Origin of the sequence: Cohnella thailandensis (assembly GCF_014212135.1) — a bacterium.
In the GTDB taxonomy this organism is placed as follows: domain Bacteria; phylum Bacillota; class Bacilli; order Paenibacillales; family Paenibacillaceae; genus Cohnella; species Cohnella thailandensis.
The window spans coordinates 168523-189638 of the sequence record NZ_JACJVQ010000008.1 but is presented as its reverse complement, the minus strand read 5'-3'; the positions used below and the strand labels follow the sequence as shown (position 1 = coordinate 189638).

At 59.8% G+C, this 21116-nt stretch carries 14 protein-coding genes; 9 read left to right on the top strand and 5 right to left on the bottom strand.

All coding sequences use genetic code 11. From position 1 onward, the window contains the following. Positions 1-5 precede the first annotated feature (5 nt). The gene (gene pepT, locus H7B67_RS12250; RefSeq protein WP_185120111.1) at positions 6-1238 is read right to left on the bottom strand and encodes a peptidase T; all 1233 of its coding nucleotides are present in this window, start codon (positions 1236-1238) and stop codon (positions 6-8) included. 119 nt (positions 1239-1357) lie between these two features. Next, a complete protein-coding gene (locus H7B67_RS12245) occupies positions 1358-3682 on the bottom strand; it encodes a helix-turn-helix domain-containing protein (RefSeq protein ID WP_185120110.1) in 2325 nt (774 codons plus the stop codon). Positions 3683-3799: 117 nt separating this feature from the next. Here H7B67_RS12245 and H7B67_RS12240 point away from each other — a divergent pair, with 117 nt between their 5' ends. From H7B67_RS12240 to H7B67_RS12220, 5 genes are all read left to right on the top strand, one after another. Further along, on the top strand, positions 3800-5302 hold the full coding sequence (locus H7B67_RS12240) for an extracellular solute-binding protein (protein WP_185120109.1): 1503 nt from the start codon (positions 3800-3802) through the stop codon (positions 5300-5302). 86 nt (positions 5303-5388) lie between these two features. Beyond that, complete coding sequence (locus H7B67_RS12235; protein ID WP_185120108.1) at positions 5389-6474, top strand: VanZ family protein; 1086 nt, start codon at positions 5389-5391, stop codon at positions 6472-6474. 206 nt (positions 6475-6680) lie between these two features. Further along, positions 6681-8246 (top strand): extracellular solute-binding protein, encoded by a 1566-nt coding sequence (locus H7B67_RS12230; RefSeq protein ID WP_185120107.1) that lies wholly within the window; start codon positions 6681-6683, stop codon positions 8244-8246. A 79-nt stretch (positions 8247-8325) separates the two neighbouring features. Continuing rightward, a complete protein-coding gene (locus H7B67_RS12225) occupies positions 8326-9273 on the top strand; it encodes an ABC transporter permease (protein ID WP_185120106.1) in 948 nt (315 codons plus the stop codon). A gap of 25 nt (positions 9274-9298) precedes the next feature. Continuing rightward, on the top strand, positions 9299-10174 hold the full coding sequence (locus H7B67_RS12220) for a carbohydrate ABC transporter permease (RefSeq protein ID WP_185120105.1): 876 nt from the start codon (positions 9299-9301) through the stop codon (positions 10172-10174). A 205-nt stretch (positions 10175-10379) separates the two neighbouring features. Here the strand turns inward: H7B67_RS12220 and H7B67_RS12215 are convergent, their stop codons facing one another. Then, positions 10380-11564 (bottom strand): oxalate decarboxylase family bicupin, encoded by a 1185-nt coding sequence (locus H7B67_RS12215; RefSeq protein ID WP_185120104.1) that lies wholly within the window; start codon positions 11562-11564, stop codon positions 10380-10382. A 680-nt stretch (positions 11565-12244) separates the two neighbouring features. Between H7B67_RS12215 and H7B67_RS12210 the strand changes: the two genes are divergently transcribed. Then, positions 12245-13066 carry a phosphodiester glycosidase family protein gene (locus H7B67_RS12210; protein WP_185120103.1) on the top strand — a complete coding sequence of 274 codons (822 nt, stop codon included), beginning with the start codon at positions 12245-12247 and terminating at the stop codon, positions 13064-13066. On the opposite strand, the gene H7B67_RS12205 is transcribed toward H7B67_RS12210, so the two are convergent. Both H7B67_RS12205 and H7B67_RS12200 read right to left on the bottom strand, forming a co-directional pair. Further along, positions 13063-13260, bottom strand: coding sequence for a hypothetical protein (locus H7B67_RS12205; RefSeq protein WP_185120102.1), 198 nt, complete (start codon positions 13258-13260; stop codon positions 13063-13065). The genes H7B67_RS12210 and H7B67_RS12205 overlap by 4 nt on opposite strands. 113 nt (positions 13261-13373) lie before the next feature. Then, on the bottom strand, positions 13374-14231 hold the full coding sequence (locus H7B67_RS12200) for a helix-turn-helix domain-containing protein (protein WP_185120101.1): 858 nt from the start codon (positions 14229-14231) through the stop codon (positions 13374-13376). 227 nt (positions 14232-14458) lie between these two features. Here H7B67_RS12200 and H7B67_RS12195 point away from each other — a divergent pair, with 227 nt between their 5' ends. From H7B67_RS12195 to H7B67_RS12185, 3 genes are all read left to right on the top strand, one after another. Continuing rightward, a complete protein-coding gene (locus H7B67_RS12195; protein ID WP_342592588.1) occupies positions 14459-16762 on the top strand; it encodes a glycoside hydrolase family 95 protein in 2304 nt (767 codons plus the stop codon). Positions 16763-16925: 163 nt separating this feature from the next. After that, positions 16926-19214, top strand: coding sequence for a helix-turn-helix domain-containing protein (locus tag H7B67_RS12190; protein WP_185120100.1), 2289 nt, complete (start codon positions 16926-16928; stop codon positions 19212-19214). A gap of 16 nt (positions 19215-19230) precedes the next feature. Next, positions 19231-21027 carry an extracellular solute-binding protein gene (locus H7B67_RS12185; protein WP_245363845.1) on the top strand — a complete coding sequence of 599 codons (1797 nt, stop codon included), beginning with the start codon at positions 19231-19233 and terminating at the stop codon, positions 21025-21027. The last annotated feature ends 89 nt before the right edge of the window (positions 21028-21116 follow it).

Here is a 21116-nt window from a genome sequence, read left to right as displayed (position 1 = left end):
GGCCATCAAGCCCGCGCTTCGAACCGCTTCACCGTCTCGATAATGACCGCGACGGCTTGCTCCATCGCTTCGACGGACACGTATTCGTAGCGGCCGTGGAAGTTCTCGCCGCCGGCGAAGATGTTCGGCGTCGGCAGCCCCATGAAGCTTAGCTGCGAGCCGTCCGTGCCTCCGCGGATCGGTTCGAGCTTCGGCTCGATGCCGAGGTCGATCATCGCGTCGCGCACGACGTCGACGATCTCGCGAACGGGCTCGATTCGCTCCCTCATGTTGAAGTAGCGATCCTTCAGCTCGAGCGCGAAGCGGCCTTCGTGCTTCGCGTTCAGCTCGGCCGCCAGCTCCGTCATGAACGCCTTGCGAGCTTCGAACTTCGCGCGGTCGTGGTCGCGGATCAAATAGGTCATAACGGCTTCCTCGACGTCTCCCACGAAGGAATTCAGATGGAAGAAGCCCTCGTAGCCTTCGGTGTGCTCCGGAGCTTCCCGTTCGGGCATTCGGCCCTGGAACTCCATCGCGAGCTTGAGCGCGTTGACCATCTTGTTCTTGGCGGTGCCGGGATGGACGTTCTTGCCCTTCACCGTTACGGTGGCGCCGCAAGCGTTGAAGCTCTCGAATTGCAGCTCGCCAAGCGGGCCGCCGTCCATCGTGTAGGCGAATTTCGCCCCGAAGGCGGCGACGTCGAAGAGATGCGAGCCCCGGCCGATCTCCTCGTCCGGATTGAAGGCGACGCGGATCTTGCCGTGCTTGATCTCCGGATGCTTGATCAGGTACTCCATCGCCGTCACGATCTCGGCGATGCCCGCCTTGTCGTCCGCGCCGAGCAGCGTCGTGCCGTCGGTCGTGATCAAGGTATGGCCCTTGTAGCCGGCCAGCTCCGGGAATTCGCCGGGGGAGAGAACAATGCCCAAAGCCTCGTTCAGCAAGATGTCTCCGCCGTCGTAGTTCTCCACGACCCGAGGCTTGACGTCCTTGCCGGTCATGTCGGTCGCCGTGTCGACGTGGGCGAGGAAGCCGATGACCGGCACGCCGGTCTTGTCCGTATTGGCAGGGAGCGTCGCCATGACGTAGCCGTTGTCGTCAAGGGTAATCTCCGTCATGCCGATCTCCTTCAGCTCTTCCGCGAGCAGCCGGAGCAAATCCCATTGTCCCGGCGTGGATGGGCACGTCTCGCTGCTCTCGTCCGATTGCGTATCGATCTTCGCATAGGTCGTCAGCCTGCGGATCAGATCGTTCTTCATTATGGCTCCAACTCCTCTATGTAGCGCGTCCCGCGCATTCGCAACGGCTTCCCGTCCAGGGGCCAACGCTCGATTTTCACCCCCTATTGTATAACTTCCGTCCCCGCATGACAAAACCGTCATTCCTTCGAATGCTTCTCCCGGTATTGCCCCGGCGTCATGCCTTCCTGCTTCCGGAACGAGCGGATGAAATTCTGCGGGTTGTTGTACCGGAGGCGGGCGGCGATGTCCTTGATCGGCATGTCGGTATCCGCCAGCCACTTCTTCGCCATGTTGAACCGGTAGGCGGCGAGATACTCGCTGAACGAGACGTTCGTCTCCTTGCGGAAAACGCTGCTCAAATAGTTAGCGTTGTAATTCAGCCTGGACGCGCACTCCTCGAGCGACAGATCGGTGTCGTAATGCTTCTGCACGAGATCGATGATTTTCTCCGAGATGTTCTGGTACTGGGACGATTGCCGGTCCGCGAAGACGCGAAGCATCGGCTGGATCGCGTTCGTCCAGAACCATTCCTGAATGTCCGGAACGGTGCCGAGATCGATCATTTCCTCGTAGAGCGTACCCTGGGACGGACGGATTTTGCTTAAGCTGATGCCCGACTCCTGCATGACCATGATCAGGCTGTTCAGCAGGCGGGTGAGCGGAATCTGGTATTCCTGCGGCGTCATCTCGGCGGCGAACGCTTTGCCCATGAAGACGCTGAGGCTTTCCTTGGCTTTCTCCGCGTCCGCGAGCTTGATGGCGTCGATGAGCTCGGCCTCCGAATGGGCCGGGTAGTTGATCTTTAAATAATGCTTGCCCGAGTTGAGCTGCTCGTATTGCACGACGATGCCTTCGCCCAGCTTGAGCCGGTGCTTCAAGGCGTCGAGGCCCTCCCGATAGGCGATCGGAAGCTGCTTGATCGATTCGAAGGGAAGACTCATGCCGATGCTGACCGACAAGCCGAGGAAGCTGAGGAACTTGCCTTGAAGGTCCTCGGTAACGCTGTACAGCTCGGCGTTGAACGCCCCGCGATCGGGGTCGGGGCTACCGTACAGCAGCACGACCGTCTGCTCGATGGCGACGGGATCGAACCGGCGTCCTTGCGGAATGAGCTCCTCGATCATGTTATGGACGGAAAATAGGAGCAGTTCCATGTCCCTGCGCTCATAGCGGGTCGCCTCGAGCGAGTCGATCTGCAGCGTCATGACCGCCATCTGGCGCCATTCCTCGAGGCGGGAGCCGTAGCCGAAGCTTCCCAGCCGATCAAGCAATTCGCTCAGCTTCGTTTGCCCTTGGTAAGCCCGGACCAGATAGAACGTTCTCGCTTGCTTCAGATGCTGGCGAACCTGGTCCTCCAGACGGGAGTTCGATTGGAAAAGCCGGTGCATCTGCTCCCCGATGACCTGGAACTCGTCCGTTCTCCGCCGCTCCGTCCCCGGCAGGCGGTCGTCGATCATCCGGAGCAGCTTCTGGATCGGCGAATACATTCTTCGGGAGCCGAACCAGGCGAGAAGCGTCGTCAACAGAAGGATCGCCAGGCAGACGGCCAGCGTGTAGAACCCGATCTTCTGCGATTCGTGCGTCAAGCTGGACAGAGACGTCAGCGACACGTACGTCCAGCCGTTGTAAGGCGACTTATAGTAACTGATCGCGAAGGAGCGATCGTTCACGCGGGATTTGAATTGGCCGGAGGAGAACTCCAGGCGGGCGGTATCGCCGAAGCCCGCCGCCGAAGCCGGCTGCCCGATAAGCCCTCGGTCCGGGTGAAGCAGAATCCGGTAGCTCTCGTCGAGCACCATGATGGTGTCGGAGGCGTTCGAGCCGGCCTGCATGTTCGATTCGTTCAGAAGCTGCGCCTGCAGGCTGCAGGACGGGATGTTCGCCATGACGAGGCCGTAAGGCGTAAGTCCGGTGACCGGCAGCTTCTTCACCAAGCTGATGCTGTACGGACAGATCGCGCCGCCCGCGCTCTCTTCGCTGTAGAACCAGGAAGAAGGGTTCAACGTCCAGGAGGCCCCGGCCGGCTCGCGAATGATCGCCGACAGTTGCTCCGCATACTCGTATTCGGAGAACCGGTATACCCCGGAATTTTTGACCATCCAATCGTTTCTCTCGTTCACGAGCACGACGTCCTCCAGCTTCGTATCGAACGTCTGCATGTGCCGAAGCTCGTTGCGGAGATTGTCATACAGCTTGAAATCGCTTACAGTTAGAGGGCTGTTTAATGCGCTTTTGAGCACCGTCGAGTTGATGACCTGATTCAGCGTGTGATTGACAGTCGTTAAAATTTGCTCTACATTGGCATTAATTTGGGATAAGAGTTGCATTTTCCCTTCGTTTACATGTTTTTGAATTTCTCTCGAGGACGTCGCATAGGAGAAGTAGCCGATGAACAGGACCGGCAGCATGCTGAGCAGACATCCGAATATCGTCATTTTGGTCAAGTAGCTTAAGGAGCGCATGGGCGGCCATCACCTACGGTTTCGAGGATTCTATTATTGTAGGGCAGAGGCGCGTCCCGGACAATAATCATCGCGCGTTAACGATAATCATCTTAACAGATTCAAGGGGGAAAAGGGATGTTGAAGAGGGCGGCAAGCCTTGCGACGACTATGGTTATGCTCGCGGCGGTCTCTCTATCGCTCGTATCTTGCGCCGCCTATTCGTCCACGGGGTCCGCCGCGAAGGAGACGGGCCGGACCGTCTTGACGGTGATGGCCCCGCTGCATTTTCCGAATACTCCGGATGCGGGGGTCATCGATAAACTCGAAGAGCTGACCGGCACCCGCCTATCGATCGAATGGGTGAGGGACGAGATCTACACCGACAAGATGAACACGGCGCTGACGACGAACTCGCTCAAGAAGGCGACCTTCGCGAAGTATACGGACTACATTCTGATGAAAAATTCGATCCGCTCCGGGGCGTTCTGGGAGATCGGCCCCTACCTGGACGAATATCCGAACTTGAGGCGGCTGGACCCGGACATCCTGAAGCAGACGGCGGTGGACGGCGAAATTTACGGGCTCTATACGGAGCGCCCGTCGTCGAGGCAAGGCATCATCCTGCGGGAGGACTGGCTCGAGAACCTTGGGCTGGAGATACCGAAGACGATCGACGAGCTGTACGAGGTGATGAGGCAGTTTACGTACGGCGACCCGGACCGCAACGGCAAGGACGATACGATCGGCCTGACCGACCGCGACGATCTCGTGTTCGGCGCCTTCAAGACGCTGAGCTCCTACTTCGGAGCGCCGAACGATTGGGCGGTCGAGGGTCGGAGCTTCGTGCCCGAATTCGAGACGAAGCCTTATATGGACACGATGAACTTCATGAAAAAGCTGTACGACGAAAAAATCGTCAACCCGGACTTCGCCATCACGAGCAAGGATGTCCAGCGCAACCTGCTCATTCGCGGCAAGGCCGGCGTCTACATCGGCAGCATGTCCGACGCGCAGCGCCTCTCCTCGGAGGCGAAGCGGGTCGACCCGGACGCTAGGTTCACGCTGGCGAACCGGATCGAGGGGCCGGACGGCTACAAGGTGTGGTCCATCCCGAACTTCAACGGCCTTTATTTGTTCTCGAAAACGGCCATACGAACGGAGGAGGAGCTGCGGGAGGTTCTGCGTTTCTTCGATCGGACGATGGATCCCGACGTCGCTACGCTGATGCGGTACGGAATCGAAGGGAGGCATTACGAGCTGGAGGGCGAGCAGATCTATCTCCCGGAGGAGAGCTCGCAGCTTAGGGTCGACGAGGTCGCCTCCCTGTACACGCTGATGATCGCCGATCTCAGCAACCCGAACGTGAAGAAGGTCGTCAGCCAGGAGGAGCTGTCGGAGTTGGCCGACCGGCTTATCGAGGACAATGAGAAGTTCATCGTCCGGAGTCCGTCGGTCGGCTTGGAGTCGCCTTATTACGACCAATACGGAGCCGAGCTGTACAAAATCGTCACCGACGCCACCTACAACTACATTCTGGGCGGCCTGGACGAGGAAGGCTTCCGCAAGGAGATCGCCAAGTGGCGGGCGAACGGCGGGGACAGGATCATCTCGGAGTATGAGCAGGCTTATTTTCGGTAGCGCCTGGACTAAAGGAGATCGCGCGAGGGAATGAAATCCTGTATAGTAGAAAAGCTACTTTTCCGACTGGCAGGTGTTCTCTTCTCATGCTCGATTCTTATCTTTTCCCGATCTCGTATGCTTTCTTTACGTTCCCTATCGCCGCGGCCTTGTTCACGATGCCGTTCCTGGTCGTTCAATATCGGCGCCACGGCTACATCCACAAATACCGGGCTCTTATTCTATATCTGCTGCTGCTGTACTTGATGAATGCCGTTTATCTGATCGTGCTGCCGTTCCCCTCCACGGTTCATAACCGTCCGCCGGAGAGGTCCTATTTCCAGCTGATTCCGTTCCACTTCCTGGCCGATATCGCGAAGGAGACGGGAGTGAGGATCGATCAACCCTCGACCTACTTGCATCTTCTGAAGGAGCGGGCGTTCCAGCAGGTGGCGTTCAACGTCGCGTTGACGGTGCCGTTCGGCTTGTTCCTGCGCTATTACTTCAGGGCGAGGTGGACGCGCTGCCTGCTCTTCTCGTTCGGCCTGTCGCTGTTCTTCGAGGTGACGCAGGTGACCGGAATCTACGGCATCTTCGACTATCCGTACCGGCTGTTCGACGTGGACGATCTGATGACGAACACGCTGGGCGGCATGATCGGATACGTGGCGGCCGAGTGGCTGGCGTCGCACCTCCCCCGCATCGACCGTCTGGACGAGAACGTCGATTTGGCGACCAAGCGCGTCACGTACACCCGAAGAGGCATCGCTTTCCTGATCGATTGGGCGATCCTGTTCCCCGTCGGCGCCGTTCTCGCCGTCCTGCACTTGCGGCTCGCGTATTTGCCGCTGGTCATCGCGTACTTCATCGTCGTTCCTTATGCGACAAACGGCCAAACGGCGGGCAAGTGGGTCGTGCGCATTCGGGTCAAGGGGCAGGGGGAGAGGCTTCGGCTGCGGGAGCTGGCGGTCCGTTACGGGCTCTTGTACGTGGTCATCGGAGGGGTGAACCTGGCTTACCCGATCATTGCCGTGCAATCCTCCTCTCCCTGGCTGAACATCCCCTATGCGTTCGTCCTGTTCGCGATGAACCTGACGTTCGCCGTCCATCTGATTCGCTGCGTCTTCAATCGCAAGCGCACTCTGTTCTACGAGAAGCGGAGCGGCACCGGTCACGTCATTTCTTTAAAATAATGGGTAAAGCCTCGGGCGCCTCATGCGGCGTTCGGGGCTTTTTTACTCCGCCAATCATTTTCCCCGCCGATAATCATCTCCTCACATCCCGGCCTGCGAGGCCTCAATCTGGCGCAATGATTGTATCGGTAACGAGCCGCGAGGCGTATCGTTTGACTTGCATAACCCATCCCACCCATTCCAACCAAAGATGGAGGTCAAGCGGTATGAACGGTAAGGTACCATCGATTCTGCTTAGCATGGCATTGGTCGCAGGGGCGTTAACCGGTTGCGGAGGCAACGACAACGACAACGAAACGTCCTCGCCCAAGGCGAGCGAGCCCGCAAGCAGCGGAAGCCCGTCCGCGTCGACGCCGGCATCGGAGACGCCTAAAGACGAGAAGCCGACGGAGATCACGATCATGCTTCCGCTGAACACTTCGGAGACGCCGCCCGACACGATCAAGAACGAGGTGGAGAAGCTGACGAACACGAAGCTGACCTACCAATTCTTCCCGGCGGACACGTACGAGGAGAAGCTGAACGCGTCGCTTGCGACCGGATCCCTTCCGGAAGTGACGTACCTGAAGAACCAAGCGACGTTCATCCAGATGAAGGGAGCGATCCGCGACGGCCAATTCTGGGAGATCGGGCCGTACCTGAAGGACTTCCCGAACCTGAGCAAGCTGAAGGAGCAAATTCTGAACAACACGAAGGTCGACGGCAAGCTGTACTCCCTTTATATCGGAAGACCTCTCGCCCGCCAAGGTCTCATTTACCGCAAGGACTGGGCCGACAAGCTCGGCCTCAAGGCGCCGGAGACGGTCGCCGACGTCGTCGCCATGGCGAAGGCGTTCACCGAGAAGGATCCGGACGGCGACGGCAAGCCGAACACGATCGGTCTCGCCGACCGCAACGACCTCGTGTACGGCGCGTTCAAGACGCTCGCCTCGTGGCTGGGCACCCCGAACAACTGGGGCGAGAAGGACGGTCAGCTTCAGCCCGACTTTACGTTCCCGCAATACATCGCCTCGATGGACGTCATGAAGGAGATTCGCGACGCGAAGGCGATGAACCAGGATTTCGCCGCGACGAGCAAGACCGATCAGGTCAACCTGTTCACGAGCGGCCAAGCCGGCATGTACATCGGCGCCATGTCCGACGTCGACTCGCTGAACAAGGATCTGGTCAAGAACGTGCCGACGGCGGTCGTCGATACGAAGGCCTTGATCAAGGGACCGAACGGCGAGCTGTCCACTTGGGCGATCCCGGGCTACAACAACGTCGTTCTGTTCCCGAAGGGGGCCGTCAAGGACGAAGAGGAGCTCAAGAAGGTGCTCGCGTTCTTCGACAAGATGATGACGCCGGAAGTCGCGAACGTCATGTATTGGGGCATCGAAGGAACCCATTACACGGTCGAAGACGGCAAGGCGAAGGCTTCCGACAACAAGGAGCTGACGGAGCGCGAAGTGAAGGGCTTCAAGGACAGCGTCATCGGCGAAGCCGAGACGAACGGCATGTACGAAGGCTACTATACGCTCGAGGCGCGCATTCACGCCGAAGAGTTCACGGTCGAGAACGAGAAGATCGCGATCCACGACCCGGCGGCCGCGCTCGACTCGGCGACTTACACCGAGAAGGGAACCGAGCTGCAGAACATCATCACGGACGCGACCTATCAATACATCTACGGCAAGCTCGACAAGGCCGGCTTCGAGAAGGAGATCGCAACCTGGAAGAGCCGCGGCGGAGACAAAATCATCGAAGAGTTCAACGCAGCGTACAAAAAATAAACGCGTAACCGGGGGGCCGTCGTCGGAAGAGGCGGCGGCTTCAGCGGTCCGCGCGGGCGCGGAGAGGGAGAGATAGACGATGCAGCAAGCGATCGCACGGCCGGAACCGGAGCTTCGGAGCGAGAGCCGATTGTCCCGGAGGCTTGTCCGCAACAAGTGGCTTTACCTGATGATTTTGCCGGGGCTGCTTTATTTCGTGATCTTTAAGTATCTTCCGATGTACGGCCTCATTATCGCTTTCAAGGATTACAAGCCGTTCGCCGGCATCAACGGCAGCGAATGGGTCGGCTTCAAGCATTTCGATCGCCTGTTCACCGAATCCGATTTCGGGACCATTCTGACGAACACGCTCGTTTTGTTCGGGTTGAATCTGGTGTTCTTTTTTCCGATTCCGATTATTCTCTCTTTGATGCTTAACGAGGTTCGCCTCACCTTCTTCAAACGGATCTTCCAGACGGTCATTTATCTCCCGCACTTCATGTCCTGGGTAATCATCGTCTCGATCGGCTACGTCATGCTGACGATGGACGGAGGCATTATCAACGAATTCATCGCGAGTCTCGGCTTCGAGAAAATCAATTTCCTGCTCAGTCCCGAATGGTTCCGACCGACGTACATCATCCAGGTCATCTGGCGGGAAGCAGGCTGGGGAACGATCATCTATTTGGCGGCCATCGCGGCGATCGACCCGCAGCTTTACGAAGCGGCGCGGATGGACGGAGCCGGTCGGCTGCGCCAAATTTGGCATATAACGCTTCCGGCGATTCGCAGCGTCATCATCGTGCTGCTCATCCTGAAGATCGGCGACGTCCTGGAGCTTGGCTTCGAGCACGTTTATCTGCTTCTGAACTCGATGAACCGCGACGTGGCGGAGATCATCGATACGTACGTGTACACCGCGGGCCTTAGGCAAGGGCAGTTCAGCTACAGCACGGCGGTCGGATTTTTCAAATCGTTGGTCGGTCTCGTAATGGTCATGATTGCGAATCGTCTGGCGAAAAAAATGGGCGAAGAGGGCGTCTATTAAGGCGCGCTAGAGGAGGCAGATTAGAATGGTAGAGGATCGCACGCTCGCGGGCCGTTTGTTCGGCATCGTGAACTTCGCTCTGCTGGCTCTGATCGCGATCGTCATGATGCTCCCGTTCATCCACGTGGTGGCGGGCTCCTTCACGACGAGCGCGGAGATGGCGGTCAAGAAATTCGTGCTCATTCCGACGGATTGGAGCATCGACGCTTACAAGTTTATTTTCTCGACGAATACGATCTTCCGGTCGATGGCCGTATCGGTAGGGATCACCGTCGTCGGCACCCTGTTCAGCATGCTGATCTCTTCGATGATGGCATACGGGCTGGCGCGACGGGATCTGGACGGACGGCGGGTGTTCATGTTCCTCGTCGTGTTCACGATGCTGTTCAACGGCGGCCTCATTCCGACGTTCCTCGTCGTGAAGGAGCTCGGCCTCATCGATAATTACGCCGCGCTGATTCTTCCGATCTCGATCAACGCGTTTAATCTGATCATTCTCAAGAACTTCTTCCAGAACATTCCCGAGGGACTGGAGGAATCGGCCAAGATCGACGGCTGCAACGACTTCGGCATCCTGTTCAGGATCGTGCTGCCGCTGTCGATGCCGGTTATCGCGACGATCTCGCTATTCTACGCGGTTACGTATTGGAACACGTATCTGAACGCGATCATGTACCTGAACGAGAGCAAAATGTGGCCGATCCAGGTTCTGCTGCGGCAGATCGTCGTGCTCGCGAGCGGGCTCGACTACAGCTCGGATCTCGATTCGGCGGTTCCTCCTCCGGACCAAGCGGTCAAGATGGCGGTTATCGTAGTGGCGACGCTTCCGATTCTTCTCGTTTATCCTTTCCTTCAGAAGCATTTTGCGAAGGGGGCGCTGCTCGGGTCGGTCAAGGGCTGATTCGGCAAAGGACGCCAAAAACCCATTATCCCCGCGGGTCAGAACGGCTTCGTGCTACGTGCCGTAACCCTGAACCGAGGGGATAATGGGTTTCGTGCGTGACAGGAGGAGCTCTGAGCCGAGGGGATAGCGGGTTTCGGTCGCGGTCGCGGTGCGCAGTCGGGTCTGAGCCGAAGGGATAGCGGGTTCAAGAAACGTTCTGCGGCTAAGGAGCCGGAAACCCGGGGTACTTCACGACCGGCCACTTCTCCTTGCGAAGGGAGCGCATGAGCTCGCCCGTTGCGTTCAGGTTCGACTTCACGAGCTCCGGAGGCGTGAGCGCCATCCATTGGTTGAGGGAGATGTCCGCGAAGCGGTCGCTCTGGAACATCTCGAGGAACCAGAGACTCTCGGTGCCCGTGTTCTGGATGTAATGGCCGTAGGCGAACGGAATGTAGCCGACGCTGCCGGCCCGTACGTCGAACGTGCGGGCGGTGCCTTGAGCCGCAAAGGCGGTCATGCGGCCTTGACCGGTAAGAAAGTACTGCCACTCGTCGTTGTTGGGGTGCCAGTGAAGCTCTCTCATGCCGCCGGGCAATATCTCGACCAGGGCGGCCGCGATGGCGGTCGACACCGGAAAATTCCGGGAGTCGACGATGCGCACCGAGCCTCCCGGAGTCCGGATCGGTTCCTGGGCGAACAGGCGGTGGGTGAAGCTGAGCGGAACGGCGCCTTGCGGATCCGGAACGGCTTGGCTCTCCAGGGGGCCGGGCACGTTGGATTGGTAGATGTAGACCTGTTCCTTCGGGCGGCCCGCGAACGCCGTTTCCGGAATGCCAAAGTTGCCGCTGAGCACGTCGCTCGGAGTGCGGGCGAACCAGTCCGAGATCGAGAAGGTGTCGATGTCGGAGAAGGCGCCGTCGTTGAACACGAGCAGAAATTCGCAGCCCTCCTCCAGCCCTTGAAGGGAATGGGGGATGCCGGGAGGGAAGTACCACAGGTCGCCGGGCCCGACGTCGGCGATAAAGTTCCGGCCGTTCTGATCGACGGCGGTAATCCGGCATCGGCCCCAGAGCATGAACGACCATTCCGCCTGCCGATGCCAATGCAGCTCCCGGACCCCTCCGGGGGTCAGGCGCATATTGACGCCGGCCAGCGTCTTGGCGATCGGCAGCTCCCGCACCGTCACTTCTCGCGACCAGCCCCCGTGGTTGAGCTGCATGTGCGTATCCGAGAACGAGAATACAAGATTCGGCACGGTGCCGGCATCGGTCTTCGGAGGGACGAGAAGATCGGGATTCTCCGCGTCCCGCATCACGTCGCGAGGGCCGGGATCGGTCGCTCCCGCGCCGTCCGTCCGGATCGGCTGGGGAATGGAGAACTCTTTCGGACGTTCCTCTCTATTCTTCATGTTCGCAGCACGCTCCTCAAGGCGGATTTTCCCATAAGGGTATTTTTACCAATATAGAAAGGTATGGCGGAATCGATCCTCTCATGTCATTAGGCTCAACTCTATGGAGAGGATGGGAGCAAGGAACGATAATTTCGAATGAATGCGCTTGCAAAAATAAGAGAAAGGAAGAAATAAGCAGATAAAAGCGGACTGGGCGGGAAGAATGGATATAACTGTCGATTTCTAGCGAATTTTAAGTTGTCAGAATATTTGATCAAATAGAGCGATTCGGGTATACTCAAGACATCAAAAGGAAAGGGGATAGTCCAATGGGTTAGGTAAGCGAAGCATATCCGGGGCAAGCGAAAGCGCAAGAGCAAGATTTTTCGCAAGCGTAACGGAACCGGAAAAGGCTAGCGCAAACGTAATGGCAAGCGCGAGCTGGCAATGGGAATCGGAACGAAGGCTGCCGCTGGGAAGACGGAAGCGGCGACGGATATGCGGGATTCCAGGACGTCTGCCGGACAATCTCTTATTTCTTAAGACAGGAGTGTAAAGGAACAATTGAATAGTTCGTGTCCAGCAAGCTAGGGCGCTCGGTTATCAGCGGTTAACCGGGCGTCCTATTGCGCTTTACGGGGGGTGCCCGACTCCTATATCATAGGGGAAAACACTCGTAAGCGCGAAGGGAATCCGATATGGAAACAAGGATGAAGGCCATTCGATATCAAGCGGGCAGACCCGGAAATTGGATCGCGCTCGGAATCGTTCTGATCCTTTTGGCGGGAGGAGCCTACCTTATCTGGGGGAGAGACGGAGGGAGCGGCATTCCGCCGGTCGTTCCGGAGCCGCGGAACTATGCATACGAAGAGGCGGTCGCGACCAACGGCATGGAATTGCATGTGGTTAGAACGCGGCCTTCGAATATAACGTTGAAGTCGATCAATGGCAACGTAACCGTCGCTCCGTATTACGGAATCAACGGCGGGTTCTTTTATCAGCAGGCGCTGGTGAGCATGGCGATCGTCAACGACATTCCAGTGAACGGGGCGCAGGGGGAATACGGTTCCGGCGAGGAAAATATGAAGTACGCCCGGGGAACGCTCGTCTGGGACGGGGCGACGGATTCGTTAAGCGTGCAGGTCGTTAGCCGGCAGTCGGAGCTTCAAGTGACGGATCGTTCCTCCTATTGGGCGCAGGGCGGCATCAGCATGGGGCTCGATCTCGGCGATGCTGGGTGGGTCGGCCGTTCGATCGCGGAGAATGCTCCGTTCGCGGACGAGCCCAGGCTGCGATCGGCGCTCGCTTACGATCGGGAGGGAGACTTGTACTTGATCGTGAGCTCGAGCTTGGGAACGCTGGCGGAGTTCCGCGAGGCGATCCTGGAGAAGGTCGGGGGCGGGGAGCTGACGAACGGGATTTTCCTCGATGGAGACGGTTCTTCGCAGATGCGGGTACGGGAGCGAAGCCTGAAGGGGGACGGCCGTCCGGTCGTGCAGATGATTCAGGTCGTGGGCTAGAAGCGGTCCAGCGTTCTCTTCAGCAGCATGGGAGCGGCGATGCTGCCGGCTATGGGGATGAAGAAAGGAAGGGACAGGCTTTGAAGCCCCTTGAGCGTCAGCATGCTGAACAGGATGTCGCAGGCGATGAAACGGTACACGTCTCCGCGGGTAATCACGATAATGACGATGCGGCGGCGATGACGGATACCCATGGACGCTCCTCCTTCCCGATTTGGCGGGTGACGCCCTAGTGTATGCCTTCGGGATTGTCCGATATGAAGAGCAAAAGGCAAGGCTTCCCTCGCGGCGGCCTTGCCTTTCTTTATTAGACGCGCGCTCCGCTGCGGAAATGGCGCGGGCTTACCCCGTGATAGGCCCCGAACTGGCGGCTGAACGGATGGATGGAAGGGTAACCGAGCTTGTCGGCGATGGCGGTAACGCTGAGGTCGCTCTCCCGGAGGAGCTGCGCCGCTCGCCTCATTCGCTGCTTGTGCTGGTAGGCTTTCGGCGTTATGCCTGTCTCGCGGTGGAACAGCTCGTGGAACTGGCTGCGCCGAAGGCCGCAGAACCTCCACCATTCCGAGACCGGCTCGCGCAGCTCCGGGGAGGCGTCGAGCCTGGCCAGCAGGCGGACGATCCGGTAGTCGGTCGGCTGGCGCGAATGGACGGCGTTGTACCAGGCCAGCATCCACGAGTAGAACAGATGGTTCACCGTCTCGTCGCGGTAGTAGGCCGCGTTCTCGAACAGCAGCGCGAGAGCGTGGAACAGGTCGAACAGCTGCGCGTGAGGCTGCAGGGAGAAGACGCTTGGCAGCCCGTCGAGCTCGTCGCAGCGCGGGGTCGGCGTCTCCGTCCGCGGAACGTGGGGTTCGGGATAGCGGTAGAAAATCCGGTTCAGCGAGCGAGGCTGCTCCTTGTCCCACAGGTCGAAGTACAGATTGTACGAGGACAGAGGGTGAGCCGGCGAGACGTGGAACGCGTGCGGCTGGCCCGGACGCAGGAAGAAGAGGGAGCGGCGCCCGATCGGGTAGCGCTTGCCGTCGATCTCCATCTCTCCCGGGCCTTCCGGGAATAGGTGAATGGCGTAAACGTTGGACGTGCGCAGCCCCTCGTTGGAGCTGCCGTCGTACAAGTAGGGCATATATTCGCCGACGACCGGCGTGATGTCGGACAGCTTCTTCACCGAGGGCTCCTTTCCCGGACAACGATACCTGATTCGTTCGATTGCCGGATTAAATGACAAATCTATGGATGCGTTATCAAATACGATTCTCTCTTCGAATGATACGATAAAAGCAAGGAAACCGAAATAGGACGTGCCGCAGGGATGGAGAAATGGTTCGCTTCGGCTACGTATCGTGCGGTTCGGAACTAGGAGAAAACCGGATCCGTTAACAAGGAGGCATCCCCGTGAAATTAGGGTACGATAGGCCGGCGGCGAGCTGGAAGGAAGGGCTGCCGATCGGCAACGGCCGGATCGGAGCGGTTATCGCGAGCGGAGGGAGCGACGAGACCTGGTTCGTGACGGAGTCGACCTATTGGTCGGGCAAGCCGGAACGAATGCCGAGCCGATCGCGCGGCAAGCCCGATCTGGAGCGGATGAGGAAGCTGTTCTTCGAAGGGCGCTACGAGGAAGGGGAACGGCTCGTCGGCGAGCTGCTGCAGCCCGAGAAGGGCAACTTCGGCACGAATCTGCCGATGGCGGACGTCATCCTTAGCTTCGGCCACTCGGCGGAGGAGTTCGCTCGCGAGCTAAGCTTGGACGAGGCGGTCGCGCGCGCGGCGTATCGTTCGGCGGGAGTATCGTTCGTCAGGGAGACGTTCGCGTCCCACGCGGACGGAGTGCTCGCGTCGCGCCTTCGTTCGGGCAAGCCGGGAAGCTTATCGTTCACGCTCCGGCTGCGCGGGCGAACGGACGCGTTCGCGGTCCGCGAACAAGGGGACGGCACGCTCGTCTTCGAGGGTCAGGCAACGGAGACGGTGCACAGCGACGGCACATGCGGCGTTCGCTGCCGCGGAATCGTCCGGGTCGTCGTCTCCGGAGGCTCGGGGAACGCGAAGGCGCATGACGGAGCCATCCTGGTGGAAGGCGCCGACGAGGCGTGCGTTTACCTGGCCGTCGCCACCGACTACAGGGCCGCGGACGACGATTGGACCCGGGAGGCCGAGGCTGCCGCGGCACGGGCTGCTCGGGACGGCTTCGAGGCCGTCCGGGAAAGGCACCTGGACGATTACCGGCGATTATTCGGGCGCGTCCGGCTTGATCTCGGAGGGCGCGATCGGGTTTCGCTGCCGACCGACGAACGGATCCGGCGGCTCCGCCGGGGAGAGAACAACGATCCGGAGCTGTTCGCGTTGTTCTACCAATACGCCCGCTACCTGACGATTGCGGGTTCGCGCGAGGATTCTCCGCTTCCTCTGCATCTTCAGGGCATCTGGAACGACGGAGAGGCGAACCGGATGGCGTGGAGCTGCGATTACCATCTGGACGTCAACACGGAGATGAACTATTACCCGACCGAGTCGGCCAATCTGGCCGAGTGCCAATTGCCGCTGCTCAGATTCGTAGAACGACTGTCGGAAGCCGGGCGCGAGGCGGCGCGGGATTTCTACGGATGCGAGGGCTGGGTCGCCCACGTGTTCACGAACGCTTGGGGCTTCTCGGCTCCGGGGTGGCATTATTCGTGGGGGCTGAACGTAACGGGCGGCCTCTGGCTGGCGGCTCAACTTATGGATCATTACGAATTCGGCGGCGACGACCGTTTTCTGAGGGAGACGGCTTATCCGGTGCTGCGCTCGGCCGCCGAGTTCTTTCTCGACTATATGACGGTTCACCCGGAGAGAGGGTGGCTCGTCACCGGCCCGTCCAACTCTCCGGAGAACAGCTTCTACCCGGCCGGGACGCCGGATCGCTCGCGCACGATGTCGATGGGGCCGGTCATGGATACGATGCTCGTGCGCAGGCTCTTCGCGTTCTGCCGCGATGCCGCTTCGAAGCTAGAGGGCGAAGACGCTTTTGCGGAGCGGTTAGCCAAGGCGCTGCCTCTGCTGCCTCCGCCGATGATCGGCCGCCACGGCCAGCTTCAGGAATGGCTGCTGGACTACGCCGAAGCGCAGCCGGATCACCGTCATTTGTCGCACCTGTATGGCTTGTTCCCCGGGAGCGATATTACGCCGGAGCGGAGCCCGCAGCTGGCGGAAGCGGCGCGAACGACGCTGGAGAGGCGGCAGCGCGAATCGAATCTGGAGGACGTCGAGTTCACGCTGGCGCTGTTCGCGGCCGGCCGGGCGAGGCTCGGGGACGGCGACAAGGCGCGCGAGCACGTTGCTTATCTGATCGGAGAGCTGTGCTTCGACAACCTGCTGACGTTCTCCAAGCCCGGCATCGCGGGGGCGGAAGCCTACATCTTCGTAGCGGACGGCAACTTCGGAGGGGCCGCCGCGATCGCGGAGATGCTTCTGCAGAGCCATGCGGGAGAACTTCATCTGCTGCCGGCGCTCCCGGCCGGTTGGCCGGAGGGCTCGTTCGCGGGCCTTCGCGCCAGGGGAGGAGCGGAAGTCGGAGCGGCCTGGAAGGACGGGCGGCTCGTGTCCGCGACGGTCAAGGCGGGCAAGCTTCCGCTGAGATCGACGGTCCGATACGGGGAACGGCGTCTGAGGCTGGAGCTGGAGCCGGGCGAATCCGCGGCACTCGAAGGGGAATGGGGAAGGTAGACCGGATTTTGTTACTCATAACGGCAAGGCACAAGCGGCTGCGGGGGTTCCCCTGCGGTTGCTTTCCTTTATTTTAGTAAAGTGCAAAAAAGCGGTTTATGTACGATAATAGGAGTATTCTTTCTTGATAGCGCTGCCAAAAGGTTCGGGGAGGAGAAAACGCGTGGGGAAATTTACGAGGGTTTTTCGCAGTTTTCTGCTCTCTTATATTGTCATCCTGATCATCCCCAACATCGCCTTGTTCGTCTCCTATCGGACGTCCATCTCCGTTACGGAGAAGGCGTCGATCGAGAATAGCGTCACCCAGCTCGCGAAGACGAAGGAGCTGCTGGAACGGCGGATGGCCGAAGTCGAAGGCTTCACGAGACAGCTGGCGATCAACCCGGACCTGAGCGTTCTGATGAACGAGCGCAATACGGGCGATCAAACGAACGTGTACGGCATATGGAAGATGCTTCGCAGCATCCTGACCTTCGGGCAGACGAACGATTTTTTGCAGCAATTTTATATTTATCTGGGCAATTACGACGTGATCCTGACTCCGGGCTCGGCTTACTTCCGCCCCGAGCATTATTACGAGAACTTCCGGTACGCGGACCAGACGTTCACCGATTGGAAGCAATCGGTTCTCGGCCAGACTCACCGAAGCGAGATCATGCCGCTCCGGCCGTTCCTCAACAAAGGCGCGGAGACGGCCGTCGTTACGTATATGCAGTCGTTCCCTCTGGACGCCTTCAACAGCTCCTCGCCGGCGCTCGTGGTCATCATGATCGACGAGAAAACGATCGCGAGCCTGCTCGCCGGCATTACCGACCGGTACGGCGGCTGGACGCAAATTACGGATGCCCAGGGGCGGACGATCGCCTCCCAAGGCGAAGGCATTCCGGACCTGGCTAAGCTGGAGGAGGACGGGCGCTACGACCCGGCCAAGGTTAGCCAGTTCCACGAAGGAGATCTCGTCATCACGACCGTCTCCGACACGAACGGTTGGGTGTATCGCGCGGGCATTCCGCGCAAGGTGCTGCTCGCGGACGCCAACCACGTCAAGCGGATGACGTGGACCGGCAACGGGATCGCGCTCGCGGTCGGCCTGCTCGTCTGCCTGGGGCTTGCCTATCGCAACAGCGCGCCGATTCACCGCCTCATCTCCGCGTTCGGGGCGGCCGGGAAGGAGCCGGGCCGCAACGAGTACGATTTTCTTCACGGGAACATCGCGGAGATGCTTCACAACAGCAACCGGCTGGAATCCGAGCTGCGCCGGCAGCAGCCGCTCATCCGGGATGCGTTCTTGAAGCGGCTGCTCTCGGGAGAGCTTCCGTCCCGCGAGGAGATCGTCGCCGCGGCGACGCAGGCGAACACCGGCATTTACGGGAACTCCGGGTACGTTTGCATCCTCCAGATCCAGGGGTACTCCGGCAAGGGCACCGTCGAGATCCTGAACGAGCTTAACGCGGCTCGGCTCATCCTGAAGCAGTCGCTGACGGATCTGGCCGGTTTTACTTTGATGACCGATTGGGGGGCCGACCGGATCGTCATCCTGTTCGCGTCCCGCGAGACCGAGACGGGCGCGGCCGTCGGCCGGGACGAGATCGCGTCGCTTCTCGATCAGCTGTCCCGGCACGCGTTCGAGGAGTACCGGATCACGTTCACGGCCGCGGTGGGCGAGCGGTTCGAGGCGGAGACCGGCGTGAGCGCGTCCTACGAGCAGGCGAAGCAAGCGCTGGAATACGCGCTTCATTCCGATCGGAAGAGCGTCGTCTGGCATGAGGAGACGCGCTTGGAGAGCGCGACCTATTATTATCCGCTGGAGCTGGAGCAGCGGCTTCTCGGCACGATCCGCGCCGGCGAGACGGAGGAAGCGCTCCGCATCGTGGAGACCGTCGTCACGACGAACACGGTCCAGCGCGAGCTGTCGGTCGAGATGTGGCATCAGCTCGTCGGCGAGCTGAAGGGAACGCTGCTTAAGCTTATTGACCAGAAGACGTTCCTGGAGTCCGGCAGCTTCGAATCACTGAAGGATCGGATTATCGCGGTTCAGCCTGCGGACAAGAGAACGCTCCAGAGGGAGATCGAGCAGATCGTCGCCGCGATGTGCGCCGTCGTCGAGGGACGCAAGAACGCCAGCCATTCGCGCATCGTCGAACAGATCAAGGCGTACGTCGGCGAGAATTACGGCGATGCGGAGCTGACGCTCTACCGGATCGCGGAGCAGGTGGAGCGGCCGGAGAAGTACATCTCCCAGCTGTTCAAGGAAGCGACGGGCTCGAACCTGTCGGATTACCTGGAGACGGTCCGGATGGACCAAGCGGTCAAGCTGCTCGTGGAAGGGCGCTATACGGTCGACGAGATCTCCGCGCGCGTCGGGTACAACAGCTCGCACTCCTTCCGGCGGGCGTTCAAGCGGGTAACCGGCGTCTCGCCGAGCTCGTACCGGGAAGCAGCCGGGCGCTGAGAGGAGGGGGATTGGAATGGCATTCCGGATTCGGATTCGGACGATGGCTCGGCGGACGTTAAGGGAACTGAGGGCTCCGACGCGACTGAGGGTGCCTAAGCGACTGGGAGTGCCGACGCGGCCGAGGGTGCCTGGGCCGCCGTGGCCGGTGATGACGCGGAAGGCTCTGTCGGCGGCTTTGTTGCTCCTAATCGCGGCCGCGATTCTAGTCTCTTGCGCGGGATCCGGGCAGCGGGATCCGGTGGAGACCGCCGCGGGCAAGCCTTTGAGCATCAGCGTCTTCGCCCAGCAGGACAGCACGTTCGACTTGAAGACGAACGACTTCTCGCGCTTATTGGAGGAGAAGTTCAATTTCTCGTTCGACTGGCAAACGGTGCCGTACATAGGCGCCAAGCAGAAGCGGCAAATCTCGCTGGCGAGCGGCAATTATCCCGATGCGTACATTCTGACGTCGTACATTGATCAGTTCTCCCAGGCGGACGTGCTGCGATACGGCAAGCAGGGAGTGTTCTATCCGCTGAACGATCTGATCGACCGATTCGCTCCGAATATCAAGGCGGCTTTCGCCCGGGACCCATGGCTTAAGGAGCTCAGCACGGCGCCGAACGGGGCGATCTACGGGCTGCCGGCGTTCAGCGATTGCTTCCACTGCTCGTACCCGTACAAGCTCTGGATCCATACGAAGTGGCTGGACCGTCTGGGGCTGTCCATGCCCCGGACGACGGAAGAACTGCGGGACGTGCTGTACGCCTTCAAAACCCGGGATCCGAACGGCAACGGAATCGCAGACGAAGTGCCGCTAAGCGGCTCGGTCGAAGACTTCGGCGTAAGAGTGCTGCCGTACTTGATGAACGGCTTCGTCTACGACGACGATCAAACGTACTTGACGGTGAAGGACGGCAAGGTCCGCTTGTCGCCCGCGACGCCGGAGTGGAAGGAAGGACTTGCCTACGTCAAGTCTCTCTATGACGAGGGGCTGATCGACGCGGGCGCCTTCACGCAGGACGTGGAAGCGTACAGGAGGCTCGGGGAGAACGAGGAAGCCCAGATCCTCGGAGCGGGAACGGCGATGCACCCGGCGATTTTCGTCGATACGGGACCGGACAACGAGCGGGGAAGCGACTATAACCCCGTTCCTCCGCTTAAGGGTCCTCACGCTTCATATGCGGTCTATTACCGATCCGGAATCACCCCGGGGGCGAAGTTCGTCATCACGGACAAAGCCAGCCCGGAAGCGCGCGAGACGCTGATCCGGATCGCGGATTACTTGTATACGCCGATCGGGCAGGCGAACGCGGAGGTCGGCATGGAGGGAGTGGATTGGCGGCTCCCGCTGCCGGGAGAGGTCGCGCTCGGTCCGGACAGCAAGGCGGAGTTCGCCCGCATCCCCGTCAAGGAGGGCGAGCCTTCCCGCAACTCGGGCTGGGCGGGCATGGGCCACTTTTATATGCCGAAAGAGTATCGGGACAGCTGGACGCAGGACATGGACATCTACTCGCCGAACGGGTACGAGCGCCGCTTATACGAGGCGTCCGAGCTCTATCAGGGACACGAGTCTCCGGAGCTGTACCCGAGCTGGGCGATCTGGCTCGACCCGGACGTCGTCGACGAGCTCGGCATGCTTCAGGCGAACGTCCGCAACGAAGTGGACCAGAGTGCCATGCAGTTCATCACGGGCCAAAAGGATCTGAACGAGGATTGGACCGCTTACGTTCTGAGGCTGAACGAGCTGGGGGCGGACCGTTATTTGGAGATCATGCAGCAAGCGTACGATGAATGGTCTAGAAGCAACGCCGGTTCCGCGGTTCGTTAGCGAGATGCCTAAAAAGAGGGGCCGTCCCGTAAGTCATCAAAATTGACTTAGGGACGGCCCCTGATCTTTTAGCGGCGGTTTCAGCTTCG

Coding starts and splice junctions, on each gene's coding strand:
- H7B67_RS12235 (WP_185120108.1), top strand. CDS start 5,389: ATGCTCGATTCTTATCTTTTCCCGATCTCGTATGCTTTCTTTACGTTC.
- H7B67_RS12210 (WP_185120103.1), top strand. CDS start 12,245: ATGGAAACAAGGATGAAGGCCATTCGATATCAAGCGGGCAGACCCGGA.
- pepT (WP_185120111.1), bottom strand. CDS start 1,238: ATGAAGAACGATCTGATCCGCAGGCTGACGACCTATGCGAAGATCGAT.
- H7B67_RS12240 (WP_185120109.1), top strand. CDS start 3,800: ATGTTGAAGAGGGCGGCAAGCCTTGCGACGACTATGGTTATGCTCGCG.
- H7B67_RS12225 (WP_185120106.1), top strand. CDS start 8,326: ATGCAGCAAGCGATCGCACGGCCGGAACCGGAGCTTCGGAGCGAGAGC.
- H7B67_RS12230 (WP_185120107.1), top strand. CDS start 6,681: ATGAACGGTAAGGTACCATCGATTCTGCTTAGCATGGCATTGGTCGCA.
- H7B67_RS12245 (WP_185120110.1), bottom strand. CDS start 3,682: ATGCGCTCCTTAAGCTACTTGACCAAAATGACGATATTCGGATGTCTG.
- H7B67_RS12215 (WP_185120104.1), bottom strand. CDS start 11,564: ATGAAGAATAGAGAGGAACGTCCGAAAGAGTTCTCCATTCCCCAGCCG.
- H7B67_RS12220 (WP_185120105.1), top strand. CDS start 9,299: ATGGTAGAGGATCGCACGCTCGCGGGCCGTTTGTTCGGCATCGTGAAC.
- H7B67_RS12185 (WP_245363845.1), top strand. CDS start 19,231: ATGGCATTCCGGATTCGGATTCGGACGATGGCTCGGCGGACGTTAAGG.
- H7B67_RS12205 (WP_185120102.1), bottom strand. CDS start 13,260: ATGGGTATCCGTCATCGCCGCCGCATCGTCATTATCGTGATTACCCGC.